Annotated in this window: 22 protein-coding genes (1 of these 22 only partly in view); 13 read left to right on the top strand and 9 right to left on the bottom strand. The window is 62.8% G+C overall.

Annotated features, from left to right (window positions below):
- The 3 genes in view from ACXAEK_RS10290 to ACXAEK_RS10280 are tightly spaced (at most 6 nt apart) and all read right to left on the bottom strand, a layout consistent with a single transcriptional unit that may run on beyond the window.
- Positions 1-179, bottom strand: partial view of an aldehyde dehydrogenase family protein gene (locus tag ACXAEK_RS10290; RefSeq protein ID WP_475041692.1) — the 5' end (the start) only. The gene continues 1,276 nt to the left of window position 1, outside the view; only the first 179 of its 1,455 coding nucleotides appear in the window; the start codon lies at positions 177-179; its stop codon lies off the left edge, out of view.
- Positions 180-185: 6 nt separating this feature from the next.
- Positions 186-1,286, bottom strand: coding sequence for an aromatic ring-hydroxylating oxygenase subunit alpha (locus ACXAEK_RS10285; protein WP_475041691.1), 1,101 nt, complete (start codon positions 1,284-1,286; stop codon positions 186-188).
- Complete coding sequence (locus ACXAEK_RS10280; RefSeq protein ID WP_039168012.1) at positions 1,283-2,170, bottom strand: MurR/RpiR family transcriptional regulator; 888 nt, start codon at positions 2,168-2,170, stop codon at positions 1,283-1,285. The genes ACXAEK_RS10285 and ACXAEK_RS10280 overlap by 4 nt, the downstream gene beginning before the upstream one ends.
- A gap of 71 nt (positions 2,171-2,241) precedes the next feature.
- Here ACXAEK_RS10280 and ACXAEK_RS10275 point away from each other — a divergent pair, with 71 nt between their 5' ends.
- The 9 genes from ACXAEK_RS10275 (at position 2,242) to ACXAEK_RS10235 (ending at position 12,140) form a co-directional block, all read left to right on the top strand.
- Positions 2,242-4,701 carry an FAD-dependent oxidoreductase gene (locus ACXAEK_RS10275; protein ID WP_475041689.1) on the top strand — a complete coding sequence of 820 codons (2,460 nt, stop codon included), beginning with the start codon at positions 2,242-2,244 and terminating at the stop codon, positions 4,699-4,701.
- A gap of 104 nt (positions 4,702-4,805) precedes the next feature.
- Positions 4,806-5,903, top strand: coding sequence for an alcohol dehydrogenase family protein (locus ACXAEK_RS10270; RefSeq protein WP_475041687.1), 1,098 nt, complete (start codon positions 4,806-4,808; stop codon positions 5,901-5,903).
- Positions 5,900-6,508 carry a dimethylsulfonioproprionate lyase family protein gene (locus ACXAEK_RS10265; RefSeq protein ID WP_475041686.1) on the top strand — a complete coding sequence of 203 codons (609 nt, stop codon included), beginning with the start codon at positions 5,900-5,902 and terminating at the stop codon, positions 6,506-6,508. Before ACXAEK_RS10270 ends, ACXAEK_RS10265 begins: the two co-directional genes overlap by 4 nt.
- A 15-nt stretch (positions 6,509-6,523) precedes the next feature.
- A complete protein-coding gene (locus ACXAEK_RS10260) occupies positions 6,524-7,636 on the top strand; it encodes a mandelate racemase/muconate lactonizing enzyme family protein (protein ID WP_475041685.1) in 1,113 nt (370 codons plus the stop codon).
- Between the two features lie 71 nt (positions 7,637-7,707).
- On the top strand, positions 7,708-7,992 hold the full coding sequence (locus tag ACXAEK_RS10255; protein WP_475041684.1) for a cupin domain-containing protein: 285 nt from the start codon (positions 7,708-7,710) through the stop codon (positions 7,990-7,992).
- The gene (locus ACXAEK_RS10250; protein WP_475041682.1) at positions 7,989-9,098 is read left to right on the top strand and encodes a mandelate racemase/muconate lactonizing enzyme family protein; all 1,110 of its coding nucleotides are present in this window, start codon (positions 7,989-7,991) and stop codon (positions 9,096-9,098) included. Before ACXAEK_RS10255 ends, ACXAEK_RS10250 begins: the two co-directional genes overlap by 4 nt.
- Before the next feature lie 4 nt (positions 9,099-9,102).
- A complete protein-coding gene (locus ACXAEK_RS10245; protein ID WP_475041680.1) occupies positions 9,103-9,699 on the top strand; it encodes a dimethylsulfonioproprionate lyase family protein in 597 nt (198 codons plus the stop codon).
- Positions 9,696-10,799, top strand: a complete 1,104-nt coding sequence (locus tag ACXAEK_RS10240; protein WP_475041678.1) for a mandelate racemase/muconate lactonizing enzyme family protein — start codon at positions 9,696-9,698, stop codon at positions 10,797-10,799. The genes ACXAEK_RS10245 and ACXAEK_RS10240 overlap by 4 nt, the downstream gene beginning before the upstream one ends.
- Positions 10,800-10,865: 66 nt before the next feature.
- Complete coding sequence (locus ACXAEK_RS10235; protein ID WP_475041677.1) at positions 10,866-12,140, top strand: aspartate aminotransferase family protein; 1,275 nt, start codon at positions 10,866-10,868, stop codon at positions 12,138-12,140.
- A 64-nt stretch (positions 12,141-12,204) separates the two neighbouring features.
- Here ACXAEK_RS10235 and ACXAEK_RS10230 read toward each other — a convergent pair whose 3' ends face one another.
- The 3 genes from ACXAEK_RS10230 to ACXAEK_RS10220 all read right to left on the bottom strand — a co-directional run bounded on the left by ACXAEK_RS10230 (position 12,205) and on the right by ACXAEK_RS10220 (position 16,190).
- Positions 12,205-13,749 carry a trimethylamine methyltransferase family protein gene (locus tag ACXAEK_RS10230; protein ID WP_475041676.1) on the bottom strand — a complete coding sequence of 515 codons (1,545 nt, stop codon included), beginning with the start codon at positions 13,747-13,749 and terminating at the stop codon, positions 12,205-12,207.
- A complete protein-coding gene (locus tag ACXAEK_RS10225) occupies positions 13,746-15,077 on the bottom strand; it encodes an MmgE/PrpD family protein (RefSeq protein WP_475041675.1) in 1,332 nt (443 codons plus the stop codon). Before ACXAEK_RS10225 ends, ACXAEK_RS10230 begins: the two co-directional genes overlap by 4 nt.
- Positions 15,078-15,146: 69 nt before the next feature.
- Entirely contained in the window at positions 15,147-16,190 is a 1,044-nt protein-coding gene (locus ACXAEK_RS10220) for an Ldh family oxidoreductase (RefSeq protein ID WP_475041673.1), read from the bottom strand.
- 167 nt (positions 16,191-16,357) lie between these two features.
- Here ACXAEK_RS10220 and ACXAEK_RS10215 point away from each other — a divergent pair, with 167 nt between their 5' ends.
- Positions 16,358-17,266 carry a LysR substrate-binding domain-containing protein gene (locus ACXAEK_RS10215; protein ID WP_475041672.1) on the top strand — a complete coding sequence of 303 codons (909 nt, stop codon included), beginning with the start codon at positions 16,358-16,360 and terminating at the stop codon, positions 17,264-17,266.
- Between the two features lie 27 nt (positions 17,267-17,293).
- Here ACXAEK_RS10215 and ACXAEK_RS10210 read toward each other — a convergent pair whose 3' ends face one another.
- From ACXAEK_RS10210 to ACXAEK_RS10200, 3 genes are all read right to left on the bottom strand, one after another.
- Entirely contained in the window at positions 17,294-17,644 is a 351-nt protein-coding gene (locus ACXAEK_RS10210; RefSeq protein ID WP_475041670.1) for a RidA family protein, read from the bottom strand.
- A gap of 46 nt (positions 17,645-17,690) precedes the next feature.
- Positions 17,691-18,041 (bottom strand): hypothetical protein, encoded by a 351-nt coding sequence (locus ACXAEK_RS10205; RefSeq protein ID WP_475041669.1) that lies wholly within the window; start codon positions 18,039-18,041, stop codon positions 17,691-17,693.
- 76 nt (positions 18,042-18,117) lie between these two features.
- Positions 18,118-18,990: a MurR/RpiR family transcriptional regulator gene (locus ACXAEK_RS10200; protein ID WP_475041667.1), complete on the bottom strand. Its 873-nt coding sequence runs from the start codon at positions 18,988-18,990 to the stop codon at positions 18,118-18,120.
- Between the two features lie 151 nt (positions 18,991-19,141).
- Between ACXAEK_RS10200 and ACXAEK_RS10195 the strand changes: the two genes are divergently transcribed.
- The 3 genes from ACXAEK_RS10195 to ACXAEK_RS10185 are packed head-to-tail and all read left to right on the top strand — an operon-like array spanning position 19,142 to position 22,018.
- Positions 19,142-19,927 carry an N-formylglutamate amidohydrolase gene (locus tag ACXAEK_RS10195; RefSeq protein ID WP_475041665.1) on the top strand — a complete coding sequence of 262 codons (786 nt, stop codon included), beginning with the start codon at positions 19,142-19,144 and terminating at the stop codon, positions 19,925-19,927.
- Positions 19,920-20,516 carry a TRAP transporter small permease subunit gene (locus tag ACXAEK_RS10190; protein WP_475041663.1) on the top strand — a complete coding sequence of 199 codons (597 nt, stop codon included), beginning with the start codon at positions 19,920-19,922 and terminating at the stop codon, positions 20,514-20,516. Before ACXAEK_RS10195 ends, ACXAEK_RS10190 begins: the two co-directional genes overlap by 8 nt.
- Entirely contained in the window at positions 20,516-22,018 is a 1,503-nt protein-coding gene (locus ACXAEK_RS10185; protein ID WP_475041661.1) for a TRAP transporter large permease, read from the top strand. The genes ACXAEK_RS10190 and ACXAEK_RS10185 overlap by 1 nt, the downstream gene beginning before the upstream one ends.
- The last annotated feature ends 35 nt before the right edge of the window (positions 22,019-22,053 follow it).

Below are 22,053 nucleotides of genomic sequence, written 5' to 3'. Positions count from 1 at the left end.
CCGGACAGGTGCAGGCGGCGGGCAGCCTGCACGGCGCGGTCCACGTCCGCGGCATCGGCCAGCGCATGGCGCGCCAGCAGCTCGCCATTGGCGGGGTTGGTGACATCAATCCACCCTGCCCCGCCGGGCACCCAGGCGCCGTCAATGTAGTTCAGCCATTCGGCATCAAGCTGTGTCATAGTCCGTTAGTTCCCTGCTGCGAGATCGTGGTCTGCCGCTTCGCGCATCCACTTCTGAAGATGCAGGATTGAATGTTCCGAGTTCACTCCGCAAGAGGGATCTACCACCAGGGGGCCAGGAACATAGCCGCGGCTTTTCAGCCCCCGCTGGACAAATTCCACCAGGTGGATGTCTTCCTCGACCGTTGTGGACCGGTCCTGCACCGCCATCCGGCGCACGGTTTCATTGTCCTCGCCGCCGATCGAGTACCAGCCGCGCCAGACCACCACATGGTCCGCATCCACCGCGCGCCAATGGTAGGTGTTCAGCAGGTTGCCCGGGTAGACCTGGAAGGAGAACATCGGCCAGAGGAACCAGCTGGAGTATTTCTCGTTATTGTCGAAACCGGAGTTGATGTCATAAGTCATCTGCTCCAGCGAGTTACACTCAGTGGTGTGGCGCAGGCAGAAGCCCTGGGGCTGGATGTCATAGGTTTCCGGCTTGATCACCCCGGTGGAGAACGTCGGGTGATTCAGGCTGCAGTGGTAGCATTCGGAGTAGTTTTCGACCGACACCTTCCAGTTGCAGTTCTCCGGGATCTCGACCCACTCCAGCGGCTTCAGGTCGCCCCAGTTGGGAACAAAGCTTTCCAGCTCGCTGCGGACATTGGGGAACCAGTCATCCATCGGCTTGGCCTCGGGATCGAGGTTCACGAAGACAAAGCCCAGGAACACCTCGGTGCGCACCTCGGTCAAGCAGACCTTGGACTTGTCGAATCCCTGAACGGCTTTGAGGTTCGGCCCGGCGCGCAGCTCACCCGTCAGCTCGTAGGTCCAGGCGTGGTAGGGGCAGACCACAACCCGCGTGGTGCCCTCGCCCGAAACGAGTTGGTGGGCGCGGTGCTGGCAGACATTATAGAAGGTACGGATTTCGCCGTCGCGCCCCTTGATGCTGAACAGGCTTTCGCCGGCCAGTTCAAAAGCAAAGTAATCGCCAGTGTTTTCAAGCTGGCTGGCGTGGCCGGCAAATTGCCAGCTGCGGGCCAAAAGACCTTTCCGCTCGGCCTCAAAGACAACTGGGTCCGTGTAGTACCTGGCGTCAAGGGAATGGGTCAGAGGGGCGTTCATTCAGGTTCCTCCGCATAAAGGCCCAACTGGTGCCTGCGTTTGTGGAATTTCTCCACCCGTTCGACAATTTCCTCGCTGGAGACGGCAATCACGAAGGAGAGCAAAGTTTCCAGTAAGGCGATCATCGAGACGGATGACGGGAAGAATTGCGGCGTATCCACCGCGACGGTGAAGCCGTGGTCCGCATTCAGGATCACGGGGCTGGCGGGGCTGTCGGAAATGCCGACGATGGTGACCCCTTGTTCGCGCGCTATTTTAATCGCCTCGATCACCTCGGCCCGGTAGGGCTTGCAGGTCATGGCGATAAGCACATCCTGACCGTCTGCCCAGGCGAGATCGTCAATCGCCGTGGAACCGGGCCGCGGGATGGCGTGGAATTGTTTCATGCCGGTGGAGGCAAGATAGGTGAAGTTGCGGGCATTGGCGTTGTTGACGCCCACACCCAGAGTAAAGACCTGCCGGGAGTTCCAGATCGCATGCGCCGCGGCCTCCAGCGCCTGCGCGTCGATGCCTGCAAAGGTCTCCTCGATATTGCGCATCGCCGCGCCAACCATATCGGCATAGAGCCCGCCCAACTCGCCGGAGCGGGAAATGTCCTGAAGCCAGCGCGCCCGGTCGGGGAAAGACACCCCGCCCTTGCGAATCGCCTCACGGAACGGAGCGCGGAAATCTTCGTAGCCATCAAACCCCACCTGCCGCGCCATGCGGACAAAGGTGTTGGGCTTCACATTCGCCGCCTCGGCAATCTCGCGCACGGTGGAAACCCCAACATCCGCAGGGTTTTCCAGCACATAGCGGGCCGCCTTCTGTGCCTCAGGTGTCAGCGCATCCCACTCTTCCGTGAGACGCTCCAAAACAGTCGATGATACATTTGTGCCATTCATGATTGACGATGGTACAAAAGCTCAATTAGGCTGTCGAGCAGAAAAGCAACTCTGCAATCAGGAACGGCGAAATGGCTGAGAAAGAATTCCCGACACAGGCCAAAGTGGTCATCGTGGGCGGCGGCGTGATGGGGGTGGGCCTGGCCTATCACCTGGCGCATGAGGGCTGGGGCCCGGAGGTGGTTCTCCTGGAAAAATCCGAGCTGACTTCTGGGTCGACCTGGCACGCGGCGGGCCAGATCACCCACTCCACCAGTTCCTTTGGCCTCGGCAAATGCGTCGATTACAACATCGGCCTCTATTCCGGGAAGCTGGAGGAAGAGACCGGCCAGGCCGTCACCTGGCACGGCTGCGGATCGTTCCGCCTGGCCTATACCGAGGATGAGATGGACTGGCTGCGCCACACCCTGTCGGTTGGCCGTTCGCTGGGCTTCAACATCGAACTGGTCGGCCCCGAGAAAGTTGCCGAGCTGCACCCCTTCTATAACCTCGAAGGGGTCCTGGGGGCGCTCTACACTCCTGACGACGGCCACGTGGACCCGACCAATGTGACTATGGCCATGGCCGCAGGCGCCCGCCAGAAGGGTGCCCGCATCATCCGCCACTGCCGTGCCACCAACATCACCCAGGCCGATAACGGCGAGTGGATCGTTGAGTCGGAAAAAGGCACCATCCGCTGCGAGCATGTGGTGAATGCCGGCGGCACCTATGCCCGCCAGATGGGCGAATGGTCCGGCCTGCAGCTGCCGATGACCTCGATGACCCACCATTATTTCGTGACCGAACCGGTGCCGGAGTTCGAGGCGCTGGACAAGGAACTCCCTGTCATCCGCGACGACAAGAAGGTCTCGGGCTACATCCGCATGGAGCAGAAGCGCGGTCTGATCGGGATCTACGAGAAGGAAGGCAGCAACTCGGTCTGGCATGATCACTGCCCCTGGGAATACGAGAACTGGCTGTTTGATGCTGACTATGACCGGGTGATGCCGTGGCTGGAGGAAAGCCTGAACCGGATGCCGATCTTTGCCGAGCTGGGCATCCAGCGCGAAGTGCATGGCGCGATCTCGCATCCGCCGGATGGCAACCCGCTGATCGGCCCGGCACCGGGCGTCAAGAACTACTGGTGCTGCTGCGGCACCCAGATCGGTATCGGCTGGGGCCCGGGCCTCACCCGCGAATTGGCCCGCTGGATGGTGCATGACTCCGCTGACATCTCTATGCGCGAATACGACCCGCGCCGCTTCGGCTCTTATGCCACCAAAGACTGGCAGGTCACCAAGGCGCATGAAGACTACAAACTGCGCCACGAGATCCCCTTCCCGCATTTCAACCGGCTGGCCGGGCGCCCCATCAAACCCTCGCCGCTCTATGAACGGCTGAAGGAAAAGGGCGCTGTCTATGAAGAGGTCTATGGCCACGAACGCCCGCGCTGGTTTGCAAAGAACGGCGTCGCGCAGCAGGACCACTATTCCTTCCGCCGCAATGAAGTGCACGACATGGTCGGCCTGGAAGTGGAGGCCGTGCGACAAGGCGTGGGCATCATGGACATCTCCGCCTTCACCAAGGTCGGGGTCTCGGGTCCTGGCGCCGCTGCGCTGCTGGACCGACTGACCGCCAACCGCCTGCCGCAAAAGGTGGGCGGCATTGCCCTCACCCATATGCTGAACCGCCGCGGCAGGATTGAGCTGGAAACCACCGTGGTGAAACTGGGTGAGGACAGCTACTACCTGGTCTGCGCTGCGTTCTTCGAACAGCGGCTCCTGGACCACCTGAACCAGAACCTCGCGGGCGAAGAAGTGGAGATCACGACGCTGTCCACCGATTGGGCCGCCCTTGCTCTCAATGGCCCGAAAGCCCGCGAGGTCCTGGGTGCCTGCACCGATGCGGATCTGAGCAACGCAGGCTTCAAATGGCTGACGGCGCAAGCGATCGAGGTTGCAGGCCACACCATTTGGGCTTTCCGCATGTCTTATGCAGGAGAGCTTGGCTGGGAACTGCACATCCCGCGCGACAGCACCCTGGCGGTCTATGACGCGCTCTGGGCCGCTGGCGAGGCGCATGGCATTGCCGATTACGGCTCCTTCGCCATGAACGCGATGCGGATGGAGAAGGGCTTCAAAGGCGCAGGCGAACTTACCAACGAGGTCACACTGGCCGAGGCGGACGTGCTGCGCTTTGCCCGCACCGATAAAGACTATCTGGGCAAGGACAAGACGCTGAACGATGCGGACAAGCCCTGGGTCTGCGCCTATCTGGAGATCGAGCCGGACGGCATCGAGGACGGCCACGGCGGCGAGGCGATCCTGCTGGACGGCAAGGTCGTGGGCTCCACTGCCTCGGTTGCCTATGGCCATACAGTCGGCAAGATCCTGGCCTTCGCCTATGTGAAACCGCACGCCAATGTGCCGGGCACGGAAATCGAAGTGATCGTGGCAGGCAGTCCCCGCATGGGCCGGATCCTTGGCGCCCCCGCCTATGATCCTGAAAGCCTGCTGCCGCGCACCGACGCAGCCCTCGCCCCGGCAGAATAAGAAAACCCGGCTCCCCTTTTCATCTTGCCAAAAATACTCCGGGGGGAGCCGCAGGCGGGGGGCAGCGCCCCCCTCTCCCATACCCAACAGGACACCCGCGCGACATGACCCTGCCTGCAACCATGAAAGCCGTACTTCTGACCGGCCACGGCGGCATCGACAAGCTTCACTACCGCGACGCCGCGACACCGCAGCCCGGCAAAGGCGAGGTGCTGGTGAAGGTCGGCGCTTGCGGGCTCAACAATACCGATATAAACACCCGCACCGCCTGGTACTCCAAGGCCAATACCGATGCGCTGGTGGATGGCGCCGAGAGTGGATTTGCCACAACCGACGACCAGGACAGCTCCTGGGGCGCAGGCGAGATCACCTTTCCCCGCATCCAGGGCGCCGATGTGGCCGGCACCATCGTTGCCGTGGGCGAAGGCATCGATCCTGCCAGAATTGGCGAGCGGGTGCTGATCGACCCCTGGCTGCTGGGCCATGGCGATTGGCAGAACCCGGAGAACTCCGCCTATTTCGGATCTGAGTGCGATGGCGGCTTTGCCGAATACACCAAGGTCCGCAGTGCCAATGCGATCAAAATCACCTCCGACTTAAACGACGCAGAACTGGCCACCTTCCCCTGCGCCTATACAACGGCTGAAAACCTGGTGCAGCGCACCCAGCCGCGGCCGGGCGAAACGATAGTGATCACCGGCGCCTCCGGCGGCGTGGGGTCGGCAGCCATTCAACTATGCACTTTGCGCGGCTGCCGGGTGATTGCGGTGGCCTCATCCAGCAAGGCGGACCTGCTTTATGAACTGGGCGCGGCAACGGTCATTGACCGCAACACCCCCAACTTGGAGGCCGCGATCCGCGAGGCTGCTGGCGGCCCGGTTGACATCGCGCTGGATGTGGTTGGCGCCACCACTTTCATGCCGCTGATCAATGCGCTGCGCCAGGGCGGGCGCTATTCCACCTCGGGCTGCATTGCCGGCCAGTTCACTGAGATCGACCTGCGCCAGCTGGTCTACAAGGACCTGCAGCTGACCGGCGCCACCATCTGCCCGCCCGGCACCATGCACCGGGTCGTCGGCATGATTGAAAGCGGTGCGCTGAAACCGCTCCTGGCTGCCGTTTTCCCGCTAGAAAAGCTGGGAGAGGCGCAGGAAGCTTTCATTGCAAAGAAGCATGCCGGAAACATTGTGGTGACCCCATGAGCAAAGACCTGTTCGATCAGGCCCTGACAGCCGCCAAAGCCTATCACGCCGCCCTGCCCGCGGTGGCAGAGTTCCAGCCTTGGCCCGATGACATCACCTGGGCAGACCGGGCAGGACATCAAATCCCCGGCGCAGCGCTGGTGCAATCCGATCCGGGATTTGCCGCCGAAGGCATCCCGGCCGAAGCTGAGGTGCGTGCCCTGCAACAGGCCATCATGGCGCTGGCACCGCACGCGGAATGGCGCCTCACCTATACCGAGGAGGAAGTCGGGCATGACTTCCTGCAGCGTTTCGGCTGGTTCGAGCTGGTGGGGCCAACCGGCCATTTCCACTCGCTGCAAAGCCGGATGACCATCGGCTACTGGGGACCCGGCCTCAACTACCCCTGGCACCAGCACGCACCGGAAGAGCTTTACACCATTCTCTCCGGCAGCGCCGATTTCATGGCAAAGGGCGAGGAAGTCCGCCGCTTGGTGCCGGGCGACACCAAAGTGCACGGGGCAAGCCAGCCCCACGCGATGATCACCAACGAGCATCCGATTCTCTGCTACGTCTTCTGGCGCGGTGAGGGGCTGGCGGATGATCCGGCAATGTCCCCGGGCTGAGACAGGAACGCACGCATGAAAATCACCCGTATCCGCGTTTTTCAAACCAGCCTGCCGTATGTGGGCGGCGCCTATGTCTGGGGCGCAGGCAACGCCATTGAGACCGCCACCGCTTCGATCGTTGTGATCGACACTGACGCGGGCCTGCAAGGCTGCGGCGAGTTCACCCCCTGCGGCGAGAACTACATGGTGGCCCATTCCCAGGGCGTGCCGGCCCTGGCACGCCTGGTGGCGCCTGCGCTCATAGGCGAGGACCCGCGCGACGTCGCCCGGATCGAGCGGATCATGGACCACCTGGTGCAAGGGCACGGCTATGCCAAGGCCCCGTTTGATGCCGCCTGCTGGGACATTCTGGGCCAGTCGCTGGATGCGCCGCTGTGGCGGCTGTGGGGCGGCAAGCTGACCGATGGCGCGCCGATGTACCGGGTGGCACCGCAAAAGGGCACTGCGGAGACCATCGCCGAGATGGACCGCTACCGGGCGCAGGGCTACCGCCAGTTCCAGGTCAAGGTGGGCGGCGATTGGGCGGCGGATATCGACCGCATCCGCTCTACCGTGCCGCTGCTCAATCCCGGTGAAAAAGCGATGGCTGATGCCAACCAGGGCTGGCGGGTCGACAACGCGTTGCGGGTGGCGCGGGCGACCAAGGATCTGGACTACATCCTGGAACAGCCCTGCCGGACTTACGAGGAATGCCAGCAGGTGCGGATGCGCACCGACCTGCCGATGAAGCTGGATGAATGCGTCACCGGCATACAGGCAGCCCAGCGCATCGTTGCCGATCACGGTGCCGATCTGGTCTGCCTCAAGATCTCCAACCTGGGCGGCATCTCCAAGGCACGCCGGGTGCGGGACTACCTGGTTGAAAACCGCCTGCCGGTTGTGGCCGAAGACACCTGGGGCGGCGAGATCTGCAGCGCCACGCTGGCCCATTTCGCCGCCACCACGCCGGAGGAATACCTGCACAACACCACCGACCTGATGAACTACAACACCCGCTCCACCGGCATCGGCGGCCCGCGCGCGGAAAACGGCAAGCTTTTTGCGCCCGACGCACCGGGCCTGGGCGTCATCCCGGATTTTGAAAGCTTCGGCGCCCCGGTCGCCACGTTTGAAGCTGCAAAGTAACCCCCGCCTCTTCCTCTTGCCCAAAATATCCCCGCCGGAGGCTTCCGCGCTCTCAACAAGGACCAAAGCCCATGAGTACCGCAGCCCAAGCCACCCTGATGATCGACGACAACCGTGTCCGGGTGACTCGTTTCGACTTTGCCCCCGGCGCCGAAACCGGCTGGCACAAACACGCGATGGACTATGTGATTACCGCCGTCACCGACTGCCACATGCGGCTGGAGATGCCGGGCGGTGAGGTGAAATCTGTCATTGTCCCCGCGGGGATGGCCTACCGCCGCGATGAAGGCGTCGAGCATAATGTCATCAACGCAGGCGGCACCCCGATGAGTTTTGTGGAAGTGGAACTGAAATGAGGATCACCCGGATCACCGTCTATCAGCTCGATATGCCGCTGACAGAGCCATATTACCTGTCGGGCGGGCGGCTGAAGTTCGAGAAGCTCGACAGCACCTTCGTGCGCATCGACACCGATGAGGGCGTCACCGGCTGGGGTGAGGGCTGCCCATGGGGGCATACCTACCTGCCTGCGCACGGGCCAGGCATCCGGGCCGGAATCGAAACGCTGGCGCCGGCCTTGATCGGGCTGGACCCGTGCAGCCTGGATCATGTGAACAGGGTAATGGACGTGCAGCTGCCAGGGCACCCTTATATAAAATCGCCGATCGACATGGCCTGCTGGGATATTCTGGGCAAGGCTTCCGGCCTTCCGCTGTGGCAGCTGCTGGGCGGGGCTGAGGCTGCGCCGGTCCTGGTGAACTCCTCAATTTCCACCGGCAGCCCGGAGGAGATGCTGGGCCTGATCACACGTGCCGCGCAGAAGGGCTATACTGTGCATTCGGCCAAGGTGGGCGGCACCGACATCGGCCTCGACATCGACCGGATCGAGGCAATTTCCGAAGGGCTCCCCAAGGGTCACAAAGTGACCTTTGACGTGAACCGCGCCTGGCAGCCCGGCGTGGCGGTCGAAGTGCTGAACTCGGTCAGGGCGCGCGACTGGGTAGAGCAGCCCTGCGAAACGCTGGATCAATGCGCCCATGTAGCTGCCCGCGTCTCCAATCCGATCATGCTGGATGAATGCATGCATAGCTTCGGTGACCATCTGGAAGCCTGGAAGCGCGGCGCTTGCGAGGGGGTGAAGGTGAAGCCTAACCGTGTTGGCGGGCTGACACGCGCACGGCAAATCCGCGACTTCGGCGTCTCGGTGGGCTGGCAGATGCATATCGAGGACCTGGGCGGCTCGGCGTTGGCGGATACCGCGGCGATCCATTTGGCGGCCTCGACGCCTGAGGCAAACCGCCTGGCGAGCTGGCTGTGCCATTATCACCTGGACGTGGATCCGGCGCCAGGCCAAGGCGCCCGCAATGACGCAGGTGTTGCGGCGCCGCCCTCCCTGCCCGGCCTTGGCGTGACCCCGGAAGACGGTGCGCTGGGAGATCCGGTTGCGGTCTACGGAGGCTGAGACGATGCCTGCGCACCTGCTGCATGAGCTGACACGGCTGGCGGCCCGGACCGAAGGTCTGGGCTGGTTTGCGGCACGGATGCAAAACCTGCCGCTGCTGGAGGTTGCACCGCGCCGCCTGCCGGTCTGCGATAAGGTCAGTGCCTTGCGCGTGGATGGGGGGCCACCCCCCGCCGGTTCCACGCAGGATGCCGTGGCCGCCCTCATTGACGCCATCCCCGGGTTGCACTGGCAGCAGACTTATACTGAAGCTGACGGTTTCTCGCGCAATTGGCTAGACAGTTACGGCTGGGTCAACCTGATTTCTCCCGAAGGGCTCTATCAAAGCGATGAGATGCGGCTGTCCATCGGCTATTGGGGCGCGGGCCAGCACTACGGCGAGCACTCGCACGCGCCGGAGGAGACCTATCTGATCCTCGCTGGCAAGGCGCGGTTCCATTCCGAAGGCCGCCCGGCGCGGGATGCAGGGCCAGGCGATACCATCCACCATGCACCGCATCAGAAACATGCCATTGATATGGTGCCGGGGCCGCTTCTGGCGGCGGCGTTCTGGCGCGGCGAAGACCTTTTGAAGAAATCCGACTTGGGAACATGCACATGAAAATTACCCGGATCACCCTGTGGCACGTGCCGCTGACCAGCCACACCGCCTACTACATGGCCGAGGGCAAGACCTGCGACACGGTCGAAAGCGTGGTGCTGGCGCTGGACACCGATACCGGCCTGACCGGCTGGGGCGAGGTTTGCCCGATCCCCCATTACCTGCCCGCCTATGCCCGCGGTGTAGGACCCGCAGTCGAGGAAATGGCCCCGGTGTTGCTGGGCGCCGATCCCGTGGGGCCGGAGGCTGTGATGGCCAGGCTGGACACCTGGTTGCAGGGCCACCCTTATGCCAAATCCGCGATCGACATTGCCCTGTGGGACCTGACCGCGCAGGCCGCCAACCTGCCGCTGCATGCGCTTTTGGGCGGGCAGCGGCAGGCCGATATGCCGCTTTATCACTCGATCACCTGTGTTGCGCCGGAGGAGATGGCCCGCATCGCCAAGGAGGCACAAGGCACCGGCATCACCCAGTTCCAGGTGAAGCTTGGTGCGGACCGTGACTGGCAGGCCGACGTGGCCCGGTTGCGGATGGTGCGCGAAGCGGTGGGTGAAGGTCCGCTGGTCTATGGCGACTGGAATTGCGGCGCCACTTCGCTGGATGCTTCGCGGGTTGGCCGGGCGGTGGCAGACCTCGACATCATGCTGGAGCAGCCCTGTGCCACTATCGAGGATTGCGCCCGCGTCCGCGCCGCTTGCGGGCTGCCGATGAAGATGGATGAGAACGCCCATGACACCGCATCGCTGCTGGCGGCCCATGCTGCAGGGGTGATGGATGCGGTGGCGATCAAGCTGTCGAAATTCGGCGGGCTGTCGGCCTCGCGACGGGCGCGCGACCTGTGCCTGCATCTGGGTGCCAAGATGTGCATCGAGGACACCTGGGGCTCTGACATCACCACCGCGGCGCTGCTGCATCTGGGCGCTGCGACCGATCCCCTCAGCGTGATGAACGTCTGCGACCTCTCCTCCTACGTCAGCCCGCGGCTGGATCCGGCAGGGCCGGAGCGCCGCAATGGCCGCATCGCGCCGCCCGAAGGTCCCGGCCTCGGCGTGCGGCCCGACCGCGAAGGGCTGGGCGCTCCCGCAGCTGTGATCGAATAAATTTTGACTTTTTGGTCAAAATTCACCTAACAATGGGCAACCCCGCCCGCAACAGGAACTGAAGACATGCAAAAGATCCTCTCCCAGGCCGAATGGACCGAACGCGCCCGTGCAGTGCTGCCCGCCGGCGGTTTTGGCAACTTCGACCCCGGTATTGTAATCCGTGAGGGCAAGGGCTCGCGCGTGTGGGACGAAGACGGCAAGGAGTACATCGACTATCTGATCGGCTCCGGCCCGATGATGCTGGGCCATGGCCATCCGGAAGTGATGGAGGCGGTGCTGGAGCAGCTGCCCAAGGGCATGACCTTCTTTGCCAGCAACGCCCGCGGGATCGAACTGGCGGAGGAAATCTGCCGCGCAGTGCCCTGCGGCGAGCAGCTGCGCTATGTGTCGACCGGCGGCGAGGCGGATATGTATGCGATCCGGCTGGCGCGGGCCTTCACCGGCCGCACCAAGATCGTGAAGTTCGAAGGCGGCTATCACGGCATGTCGGCTGAGGCGCAGATGAGCCTGGCACCCTCGGTGCGGGTGAACTTCCCGCAGGCGGTGCCGGATAGCGCCGGCATCCCGCCGTCGGTGGCCGCCGAAGTGCTGGTGGCGCCATTCAATGACTTTGAATACATCAAGCAGCTTATGGCGGAGCACGGGTCAGAGATCGCCGCGATCATCGCCGAACCGCTGCAGCGCATCGTGCCGCCGCTGCCCGGTTTTCTGGATCTGCTGCGCGAGGAGACGCAGAAACACGGCAGCCTCTTGATCTTTGACGAGGTGGTGACCGGGTTCCGCTCCACCTATGGCGGCGGGCAGGAGCTGTATGGCGTCACCCCGGACCTGGCGACGCTGGGCAAAGTGATCGGCGGCGGCTTCCCCTTGGCGGCGATCGTGGGGCGCACCGACATCATGCAGCATTTTGACAAGGCGCAGGTCGGCGCTGAGGGCTGGCTGATGCAGCTGGGCACCCTGTCGGGCAACCCGGTGGCGGCTGTTGCCGGTCTCAAGACCATGGAAGTGCTGCGGCGCGAGGGGGCCTATGACCAGTTGAACACCACCGGCAAGCGGCTGATGCAGATGACAAGTGCTGCGCTGGAGGAGGCCGGCGTGCCGTTCCAGATCGTCGGCGAGCCTGCGTTGTTCGAAGTGGTCTTTACCGATGCCAAGGTGCGCGACTACCGCGATACGCAGGCCGGCAATGCAGAGCGCAGCAAGCGCTACAACGCAGTGCTGCGCGAGGAAGGCATATTCAAGTCGCCGGGCAAGACCTACCCCAGCCTGGCGCTGACGGAAGAAGACCTGGAGCAGACCGAAGCAGCCATCCGCAAGGCAGCGATGGCGCTGGACTAAACCTGAGTAATAAATCCTCAGCAAAGCCCCGGTAGTTGCTCTCAGCTTCCGGGGCTTTCTGTTTCTAGTGCGGCCGCTGTTGCACGTGAATCGGAAAGCGCTTGCGGATCTCGGCGTCGATCTCTGCCGGGATGTGGCTTGGCAGCGGCGCGGCCAGCAGTTCCTTTGTGCGGATACGGGCCTTCTCCAGCAGATCCTTGTCCGAAGCTGCCGCCCATTCCTGCGGGGTGCGGCGGTCGGCGTGGGCCGGGTAGTAGTAATCGCTCTCCATCCGGTTCAGTGTTTGGGCATGGCCCAGGAAATGCCCTGCCCCGCCGACACAGACGTCCCGGATCACCTCCAGCGACAGGGTTTCCTCGCTGACCTCGAACCCGCGGGTCGCGCGCATGATCGAGCCGATCATGTCGTTATCGAGCACAAAGCTCTCCAGCGAGCAGCCCAAGAGCGAGCCATACATGCCTGCAGCCTCATAGATCAGATTGGCACCGGAAAGGGCTGAGAGCAGCTCGGTTATGCCTTTCTCGTAACCCGCCTGGAAGTCGGGCATCTTGGCATCGGTCATGCCGGCCGAAACTGCGCAGGGGATATCATAGTGCTGCGCCATCTGGGCACAGGCGGCCATCAGCAGGCCCTGTTCGGCGCTGCCGCCGGACATCGCCCCCGTGCGCAGGTCGCTGACAAAGGGCAGCGCGCCGAAGGTGGCGGGGTGGCCGGGGTTCAGAAGGTTCACATAGACGAGGCCTGCAAGGACTTCAGCGGTCTGCTGGGCGACGGCACCCGCCAGGGGCGCCGGACTGGTGGCGCCCGCCTGCCCGGCTGAGACCAGTTTCAGCGGGATACCGTGGCGGGCAGCGCATTCGATCACGCCCAGCGCTTCCTCGGCAAAAGTGAGCGGCGGCACGATGAAACAGGTGGAGACGCAGAACGGTGGACGCGCACGCAAAGCCTCGGGGCCGCCTGCGATCATCTGCATCATCTGCACCGCGGCCTCCATGTTCTCCTCCGAGGTAAAGGAGCCGCCGACAGGTTTGGCGGTGCCCGCAAGGCAGGCATAGGCGGTATTGAGGTCCATCTCGAACGGGTCGGTGAGATCGCGTGCCACCACGGTGCGCTGGAACATGTGGATGTTGGGCAGCGCCTCAGCCAGGCGGGCCATGTCGTAGAGGTCCTGCAGGGTGCTGTCGCGGATTTCTCCCGTCAGGCTGTCTACGATATGCACTGCGGCACCGGAGGTGCCCAGGTGGATGCGGGTGCCGGAGGGATCGAGGTCGAGCTCGGGTTTCTGCCCGTGCAGTTTGAAGCCGCGGCCTGCGATTTTCAGGGTGTGCTCTACCAGATCGGCGGGCATCAGCAGACGGCCATCCTCGGTCAGGGATCCGCCTGCGCTGCAAACCGTTTCGATGCATTTCGGTGTGGCGCCTTTGACACCGATCTCCTCAAGGATGCGGAAGGCAGTTTCACCGACCATTTCAATCTCGCGCGTGGTGAAGGGGGCAAAGCGGCCGCCTTCGATGCCCGGCCAGATCGAGGTTGAAGGCCCGGAGCCGGCGCCATCGGCGCGTTCGGTTCTGCGGGCGGCGCGGCCGCCGCTGCGGCGTTGGCGGGTCATGTCGAGGCCTTTCTGAAGTGGTCAGCAATATCGGGGGCTCCGGTCCAGCTGAGCAGGTGTTGGAACTCAGCTGCCGGGCGGTTGGTGATCGAGTGGTACTTGGCGGCGAATTGCGCATCGCTCATCGGTGTGAAGCGCGAGCCCAGCGGGTAGTTGCAGGTGCCCGAGAGAACGCGCCCGTCGTCTAGCACCAGTTCCAGGCGGTCGGGCTGGGCCGGATCATAGTTCAGTTCCGGGTTCAACGGTTTAACGGTGGTGACTGTGGTGGCCTCAATGAGCCGGGCCACTTCCGGGTGCCGCCAGAAGCTGGCAGCGCTGTCGGCCATGGTGAGGTCTCCGCTCACCAGCACCTGCGCGATGCAGGCAGGCACCGAAAACAGGGCTTCGGTCCTGGTGGCAGGGCGGTCGAAGGGCAGGATCGCCTTGTGAAAGTCCGGCATGGTGGCGCGGACTTCTGCGATGTCCTCATGCGGCGCTTGCTGGCGCAGCTCCAGCGCGATGGTCATCAGCCGGTGAATGTAGCTGCAGGAGGGCCAGGGTTTGATCAGCAGCCCATATTCTTCCAGCGCCCAGGGCTGGCCAAGCTTGGTGGCAGCGGTTGCAAAACTGTCCGGCGTGCCTGCCCCCATCAGCCCGTTGAAGCCGCGCGCGCTGTCCAGCACCTGCGGCTTGCCAGTGGCGCCTGCACTGGCCAGCAGGGCGGCCTCATAGGCGGCACGGGCGGCAAAGCCTGCCTGCAGCGGTTTCACGCTGGAGCCGAATTGCAGCGTGTAGCCGGTGGCCTGCGACACCGCTATGGCCAGGGCGTGGGTCGTCTGTTCAGTATTCAGCCCCAGAGCGCGGGCGCAGGCGGCTGCGGCTCCAATGGTGCCAAGCGTGGCAGTCGAGTGGAACCCGCGGGAGTAGTGGCTGAGTGTCACAGCCTCTCCGAGGCGGCAGATCATCTCAAAGCCCACACAATAGGCGGCAAACATCTGCGCACCACTAAGCGGGACAGTCTCTGCAACCGCCAGCAGCGCCGGAAAGATCACGATAGTGGGATGGGTATTGCCCGGCTCCTCCCAGTCGTCGAGGTCATGGGCATGGCCGGAGACCGCATTTAGCAGCGCCGCATAGGCAGGCGTGGCCGTTTGACGGGTGCCGTAGAGCGGTGCAGGACCTGCACCAACCGGGAGCAGGCTTACGCGAGCAGCCCGGGCAACATCGCTCTTGGTTCCTGCGAGGATGCATCCGAAGCAATCAGCAACCGCACGGGTGACGGCGGGCATCAGTTCCGGTGGCGGGACGGCATCGGCTGCGAAGCGTGCAATAACTGGCAGGCTGGTCATATACGGATCATCCAGTTGCGAACAGGTACCCGGCTGCGGCTGACGGAATAGGTAGCTGAATTCATCAGCTCAATCCTCGTCCAGACTGGCGGCCAGCGCCAGGATCTGGCGCCAAGTGTCTTCGGGCACCGCAATCCGACCGGCAGAGGCGTCCCGGTGGATGCGTTCACGCTCGCCCGGGATTTCAACCCGATCGAAGCCCGGTGCGGGCGGGCAGCTGCGCAGGTCGGCCAGCACCTCCTCCGCCGCGGCTTGCATGGCCGGCGCCTCGCGGAAACGGGTGGCATCCAAGGTGATCAGCAGCCAGTTGCACTCAGTGGTGGAAGGGCCGAGCATGGCCTCTCCGATGAGCTCCGCCACCAGCGCCAGTGCATATCCCTTTTGCGCACCGGCGGGCAGAATGGCTCCGCCCGCGAAGTAGTCTTCCGGATCGCGCGTTGGTTTGCCGGTCCGGTCGATCACGCATCCCCCTGGAAGCAAGGCACCGGCGGACCGGGCGGCATAGATCCACCCGCCAGCAATCTTGGAAGTGGCAAAGTCGAGCACGACGGGGCCTTTTGCGCCGCCTGGGATGCCTGCGCACCATGGATTGGTTGGCAGCTTGGCCTTGGCGCCGCCAAAGGGTGCGACCTGGCGCCAGGACTGGCGATTGCCACCACCCATGCAGATAGTCAGAAACCCCTGCTCCGCTGCCATATCTGCAAAGGCACCGTGGCGGCCCGTGTGCCCAGCGTGCCGGATAGACAGGGCTGAAATACCCCTGTCGCGCGCCTCTGCCATGCCGGTTTCATAGGCCAGCTGCATGGCCGGAATTCCGATGCTGCCGCCGCCGTCAATCCGGGTCACACCATTGACGTCACGGAATACCCGCGCTTTGCCTTTCGGATCCAGGTGGCCGCCGCGCGTCTGGCGGGCGTATTCCAGCACCCGCATGATGCCATGGCTTTCAATGCCGCAGAGGCTGGTGTCCGTCAGATGCTGCGCCACTTGCGCTGAAACATCCGGGCTGTAGCCCAGCCGGGCCAAGATCCCGGCAATCACCCGTTCCGCCTCCGCCGCGGCCACGGAAATGCGCCCGCCCTGCAAAATCAGCTTGGAGCTAGGCGCCAGCATCAGAGGCGGCCCCGCAGAACGGCCTTTGCCCATTGCCTGTCTCTGGAGACACCTTTCATTGCCAAACCATGCTCCACCCTGCCGATTGCAACATTCACTCTAGGGGGTTGCCGGAGCGGAAAAAGAAGGAAAAGGTGAATAATCCTCATTCACTAAAGGAATGATCCGTGCCACGTGACACTATCCCTTTCCATCAGATCGCCGCGTTTGAGGCCGCAGCGCGCCATCTCGGCTTTTCGCGCGCCGCGCGGGAACTGAACGTGCAGCAGCCCGCCGTCAGCCGCCAGGTGGCTGCACTGGAGGCAGACCTGGGGGTGGCCCTGTTTTTGCGGAGCAAACCGAGGCTGACGCTGACACCGGAAGGCGAGGTGCTGCTGAAGGCCGTTACTGGCGGCTTCGACGCCGTGCAAGCAGGCCTGCAGGAGGTGCGCACGATGCGGCAGGCAGACGCGCTGGTGGTCAATGCGGCCATCGGTTTCACCAGCTACTACCTGCTGCCGCGATTAGGTGAGTTCCAAAGCCTGCACCCCGGCATCCGGCTGCAGGTGGCGACCCGTGACCAGAATCCGGATTTCGATCCGGACCAATGCGACATTGTGATCACCTTTGGCAGCGAGGGCCCGCCCGGCATGGCCGCCAAACGCATCGTAGGAGAGGAAATGCTGGCAGTCTGCGCCCCGGGCTATCTGGGCGGGCGGGAGTTGCTGGCACCAGAGGCGCTGGCGCAAGAAACCCTGCTGCATATGTCCAGCGCGGCCCATGCGGACGATTGGCAGCGTTTCTTCAGCGGCAGCGGGGTTGCGGCGCCGAAGCCGCAGCCGTTTGAACGGTTCAACAGCTACATGGTTTATCTGCACGCGATCCAAAATGGCAACGGGATCGGGATCGGCTGGCAGCATTTGACCGGTCAGATGATCAAAACGGGAACGCTGGCCCTGGCCAGCCCGCACCGGCACAATTCCGGGCGGGGATATTTCTGCTCTGTCACCCCGCGGGCCGCGGGCCGGGATGGCGCCGCGGAGTTCCTGAATTGGATCGCGGAGGACACTCCCGCCGAAAGGAAGGCGGGCTTATAGCCCGCCGCGTTGCTGCTGCGGGCAGGATCAGGCCTTGGCAGCGGTCACGATGAATTCAACCAGCAGGTCTTCACGTGCCAGCTTGGCCACGCCACAGGCCCGCGCCGGTGCATGGCCTTCGGGCACCCAGGCATCCCAAACTGCATTCATTTCAGCAAAATCCTTCATGTCGGCCAGCCAGATCACGGTCTGCAGGATACGTGTATTGTCGCTGCCGGCTTCTGCCAGCAGGGCGTCAATCTTGTCCAGGCAATCCTGGGTCTGCTGCGCGACGCTGGCGCCGGCGGTGCCGACCTGGCCCGCCAGATAAATGGTATCGCCGTGGGTGACGATCTGGCTCATGCGCTGGCCTGTGTGGCTGCGGGTGATTTCGGTCATTTCTTCTTCCTTGGAATGATTGGAATTTCTACGCCTGCATTCCGGACTACTGGGACAGCAGCCATTGATCACCGGACAGGCAGAACTTGCGCCGGACCTGCTTGGGGTTCTGGCTGTCTTTCAGGAAAGCCTCATGCTGCAACAGCAGGCATTCGCCTTCTTGGCCGGCAACACGCACCTCGCCATGAGCGCCGCTGTCCGGGTTGGTCCACTTAGCCCGCTTGCCCGTCCCGCCTTGCGCCTCTGCTAGCAGAGATTGTTCTGCCTGGCGCATGATGTTGGTGTCCTGCGGGGTCAGCCCGGACTTGGCCAGAATACGGCTGAGCGGGTTTGCCGCAGCAGGCACCGAAACCAGCGCAGCCAATGCGGCGGCGGTCAGAAAACCAGAAAATCGCATGTGAATACTCCTGCCTGAATGAAACCGGCTTGCCTGCCAGTAAGGCGCAACCGGAAGGCAATGTCCATGCGGCGGATCAAGAGAACTTGCGAAACAGCCGCGTCATGTCGAACAGCTCATCCAGGCGGTCATAGCGGTCCTTGGTCTTGTCCCAGCTTTCCTCCTGGGTGGCGGCGATCATCGCCTCCAGCAGCATCATGGTGGAAATGTTGGAATCCCAGGCCGAGGGAATTTCAACCCAGCAGTTGAAGGTGTGTTCGGCGACCGAGGCGATCGGGCTGGCCCATTGGTCGGTGATTAGGACGATCTTCACCCCGCGTTCAGAGGCCAGCTCTGCCAGCCGCTGCAGGTTGGTTTCATAGCGGCGCACGTCGAACATCAGCAGGGTGTCGCCTTCGACCATGTCCAGCACGTAATGCGGCCAGGTGGCGGAGGAGGAGGTCATATGCGTGACCCGCTGCCGGATCGCCTGGAAATGCGTAAAGGCATAGTCCGCCAGCGCCCGGGTGATGCGTCCCCCCACTACATAAAGCCGCCCTTCGGTATTGGCGAGCTGATGCACGGCAGCGTCGAATTGGGCCGAGTCGATGTTGGAAAACGTCTGCTGCAGGTTGTCAGTAACAGCCTGTGCAAATCTGTTCAGCAGGTGGCCTTCCGGTGCCTCAGACGCCCAGTTGTCGCGCCTCTTGGTCGGACCGGAGACCTTGGCCTCAAGCTCCTTCAGCAACGCCTGATGAAATTGCGGATAGCCCTTGAATCCCAGCTTCTGCACCATCCGCGCCACCGTCGGCGTGGACACCTCGGCATTTCCGGCGACGATGGTGATCGAGGCCAGACCCGCCGCTGGATAGTTTTCCAGCAGCAAATTTGCGAACTTCCGCTCGGATTGGGTGAGCGTAGAGTAATTCTCGCGGATTAATTCGCGAACGGTAGCGGGCGGTTTCGACAACGGCGCATTCCTGTTTTCAACAAGCACTTTCTACCTCGGAACCGGCCTGAAAAGAAAGTTCCAGAAATCCTGTCCAGAACCGGTCATGAAAATATATTGACACAAATATCTCTTCATGGAAACATTTTTCCAACTCGCAGGGAGGCGACATATGCACGAGGGTGATTCTCACACTCCGGGGGACGCAGTGGAGGTGGTGAACCGCAACGGCACCAGCCCGGTCCTGCTGCTGTGCGAGCACGCATCCAGCAACATCCCAGCACGCTACAACGGACTGGGCCTGGCCGAGGCGGACCGGCTGAGTCATGCCGCCTGGGACCCGGGCGCGCGGGCCGTTGCCCTGCACTTGTCCAAGGCCCTGGATGCCACGCTGGTGGCCAGCACAGTGTCGCGGCTGGTTTACGACTGCAACCGCCCGCCAGAAGCTGCCAGTGCCATGCCGGAGAAATCCGAGCTGGTTGCGGTGCCGGGCAACTTCGGGCTGAGCACCGCGGACCGGCAAGAACGTGTAGCGACAGTTTATGCGCCGTTCTGCAAGACTGTTTCTGAGGTGATCAAAGCCCGCAGAACTGCCGGGCTGCAGTCCATTCTGGTCACAATGCACAGCTTTACCCCGGTATATTTCGGCAAAGAGCGGGATGTTGAAATCGGCATTCTGCATGACAACGACACCCGCCTGGCCGACGCGATGCTGGCAAGAGCCGGCGCCCTGCCCCACCGCCGGGTCGAGCGGAACGAACCTTATGGCCCGGCCGACGGGGTGACCCATTCGCTGAAGATCCATGGGCTGGCACATGGGCTGGCCAATGTAATGATCGAAATCCGCAACGATCTGGTGACCTCACCGGAAGAAGAAGAGGCCATGGCAGAAGAAATGCTGATATTGCTGCGCCCGGCCCTGGCTGCGCTGACGGCGGAGGGAGGGCCAGATGCCTAATATAATCCGGGCCTATGTCCGCGGCATCGACGCGATGAACCGCTTCATCGGCCGCTTTGCCATGTATCTGATTTTTGCGTTGATCGGCGTCTTGCTCTGGTCTTCGGTCTCCAAGACCTTCTTCAACCCGTCACTCTGGACGCTGGAGACCGCACAGTTTGTAATGGTCGCCTATTATGTGCTGGGCGGCCCCTATTCGATCCAGATGGGGTCGAACGTGCGGATGGACCTGTTCTATGGTGCCTGGTCGACAAAGACCAAGGCGCTGGTGGATGCCTTCACCGTGCTGTTCCTGATCACCTACCTGGTGATCCTGATGTACGGGGCGCTGAGTTCTACGGCTTATTCCCTGGGCTATTTCGGGCTGGAGCCGGTGCAGTTCTTCTGGGACCTGCTGAAGACGCTGGTGACGGAAGGCCCCGCTGCCGCGGGTGAGAAACTCGGCTATCTGGAGCGCAGCTCCACCGCCTGGCGGCCGTTCCTGTGGCCCGTCAAAACCATCCTCTGCTTCGGCGTCTTCCTGATGCTGCTGCAATGCCTTGCCGAATTGTTCCGGGATATCGGACGCCTGCGCGGAGTTGAAATCTGATGTCCTACGAATGGATCGCCATCGTGATGTTTGCCGGCATGATGCTCATGCTGATGACCGGCCAGCGGGTGTTCGGCGCCATCGGCTTTGTCGGCGCTGTTGCGGGGATGCTTTTGTGGGGCACCGGCGGGGTGGAGATCCCTTTCTCTGCCGCCATGAAGCTGATGAAATGGTATCCGCTGCTGACCCTGCCGATGTTCATCTTCATGGGCTACGTGCTGTCGGAGTCCAAGATTGCCGATGATCTTTACCGGATGTTCCACGTGTGGATGGGGCCGGTAAAGGGCGGGCTTGCCATCGGAACTATCGGCCTGATGGTTCTGATCTCAGCCATGAACGGTCTGTCGGTCGCAGGTATGGCCATTGGCGCCACCATTGCGCTGCCGGAACTCCTGCGCCGCGGCTATGACAAAATTCTGGTGACCGGCACCATTCAGGCAGGCTCATCACTGGGCATCCTGGTACCGCCTTCGGTGGTGCTGGTGCTTTATGCGATGATCGCGCGCCAGCCGGTGGGGCAGCTTTGGCTGGCCGGCGTGGTGCCGGGGCTGCTGATGGCCACCATGTTCATCATCTACATCTATCTGCGCGCCCGCATGCAGCCGCATCTTGGCCCGGCGATGGAGCCGGAGGACCTGGCCGAATACGAGCGCGTCACCGACCACCCGCTGCGCCTGAACTACATCGTGCTGGGCGCACTGGTGCTGGTGCCGCTGTTGATCCTGACCGGCCTGCTGGAAACCAAGCCCGCGCTTGGCCTGGCCCTCGCCGTAGGTGTGCTGTCCTTCGTGACCCGCAGCACCCCCCTGTTCTACAGGGATATCTTCATGAAGGAGAAGTACCGCCTGCTGTTTTCCGGCGTGCTGCCTTTGGCGATCTTTGCCGCGATGATGGTGCCCTTCGTGAACGGCTGGACTTCGCTGGTGGAAAGCTCGGCCATCGGCGCCATGACTGCCTTCATCGCCGCGGTGCTGAAGGGGCGGATGAACAAGGAAGTGTTTGAGACCTCGGTGCGCTCGACCCTGGGCATCTCCTGCATGTTCATGTGGATCATCCTGGCCGCCCTCGCCTTTGGCGCCATCTTTGACGGTCTCGGCGCGGTCAAAGCCATCGAGGACCTGTTCACCACCCGCCTGGGCCTCAGCCCTTGGATGATCCTGATCCTGATGCAGCTGAGCTTCATCGTGATGGGCACCTTTCTGGACGACACCGCAATGCTGGTGATCGTGGCACCGCTTTACGTGCCGCTGGTGGGGGCGCTTGGGTTTGACCTGATCTGGTATGGCGTACTTTACACCATCACCACCCAGATCGCCTATATGACGCCGCCCTTCGGCTACAACCTGTTCCTGATGCGCGCGATGGCGCCGCCGGAGATCGGGCTCAAGGATATCTATATCTCGATCATTCCCTTTGCCGCGGTGATGGTGCTGGCGCTCGCCCTGATCATGATCTTCCCGCAAATCGCCCTGTGGCTGCCGGAATATGTCTACGGAAAATAACCAAGCAAGAGTCCTGCCAAGGGGCCGGATGTTTC

It is taken from the genome of Leisingera sp. ABM4_101 (assembly GCF_056158725.1).
The sequence above is the reverse complement of the archived record's forward strand: the minus strand, read 5'-3'. Positions and strand labels throughout refer to the sequence as shown.

Excerpts from the sequence above, each read along its gene's own strand:
- ACXAEK_RS10265 (WP_475041686.1), top strand. The coding sequence starts at position 5,900 with ATGAGCAAAGACCTGTTCGATCAGGCCCTGACAGCCGCCAAAGCCTAT.
- ACXAEK_RS10250 (WP_475041682.1), top strand. The coding sequence starts at position 7,989 with ATGAGGATCACCCGGATCACCGTCTATCAGCTCGATATGCCGCTGACA.
- ACXAEK_RS10285 (WP_475041691.1), bottom strand. The coding sequence starts at position 1,286 with ATGAACGCCCCTCTGACCCATTCCCTTGACGCCAGGTACTACACGGAC.
- ACXAEK_RS10195 (WP_475041665.1), top strand. The coding sequence starts at position 19,142 with ATGCACGAGGGTGATTCTCACACTCCGGGGGACGCAGTGGAGGTGGTG.
- ACXAEK_RS10235 (WP_475041677.1), top strand. The coding sequence starts at position 10,866 with ATGCAAAAGATCCTCTCCCAGGCCGAATGGACCGAACGCGCCCGTGCA.
- ACXAEK_RS10270 (WP_475041687.1), top strand. The coding sequence starts at position 4,806 with ATGACCCTGCCTGCAACCATGAAAGCCGTACTTCTGACCGGCCACGGC.
- ACXAEK_RS10210 (WP_475041670.1), bottom strand. The coding sequence starts at position 17,644 with ATGACCGAAATCACCCGCAGCCACACAGGCCAGCGCATGAGCCAGATC.
- ACXAEK_RS10190 (WP_475041663.1), top strand. The coding sequence starts at position 19,920 with ATGCCTAATATAATCCGGGCCTATGTCCGCGGCATCGACGCGATGAAC.
- ACXAEK_RS10225 (WP_475041675.1), bottom strand. The coding sequence starts at position 15,077 with ATGACCAGCCTGCCAGTTATTGCACGCTTCGCAGCCGATGCCGTCCCG.
- ACXAEK_RS10280 (WP_039168012.1), bottom strand. The coding sequence starts at position 2,170 with ATGAATGGCACAAATGTATCATCGACTGTTTTGGAGCGTCTCACGGAA.
- ACXAEK_RS10185 (WP_475041661.1), top strand. The coding sequence starts at position 20,516 with ATGTCCTACGAATGGATCGCCATCGTGATGTTTGCCGGCATGATGCTC.
- ACXAEK_RS10205 (WP_475041669.1), bottom strand. The coding sequence starts at position 18,041 with ATGCGATTTTCTGGTTTTCTGACCGCCGCCGCATTGGCTGCGCTGGTT.
- ACXAEK_RS10220 (WP_475041673.1), bottom strand. The coding sequence starts at position 16,190 with ATGCTGGCGCCTAGCTCCAAGCTGATTTTGCAGGGCGGGCGCATTTCC.
- ACXAEK_RS10255 (WP_475041684.1), top strand. The coding sequence starts at position 7,708 with ATGAGTACCGCAGCCCAAGCCACCCTGATGATCGACGACAACCGTGTC.
- ACXAEK_RS10240 (WP_475041678.1), top strand. The coding sequence starts at position 9,696 with ATGAAAATTACCCGGATCACCCTGTGGCACGTGCCGCTGACCAGCCAC.
- ACXAEK_RS10275 (WP_475041689.1), top strand. The coding sequence starts at position 2,242 with ATGGCTGAGAAAGAATTCCCGACACAGGCCAAAGTGGTCATCGTGGGC.
- ACXAEK_RS10230 (WP_475041676.1), bottom strand. The coding sequence starts at position 13,749 with ATGACCCGCCAACGCCGCAGCGGCGGCCGCGCCGCCCGCAGAACCGAA.
- ACXAEK_RS10260 (WP_475041685.1), top strand. The coding sequence starts at position 6,524 with ATGAAAATCACCCGTATCCGCGTTTTTCAAACCAGCCTGCCGTATGTG.
- ACXAEK_RS10245 (WP_475041680.1), top strand. The coding sequence starts at position 9,103 with ATGCCTGCGCACCTGCTGCATGAGCTGACACGGCTGGCGGCCCGGACC.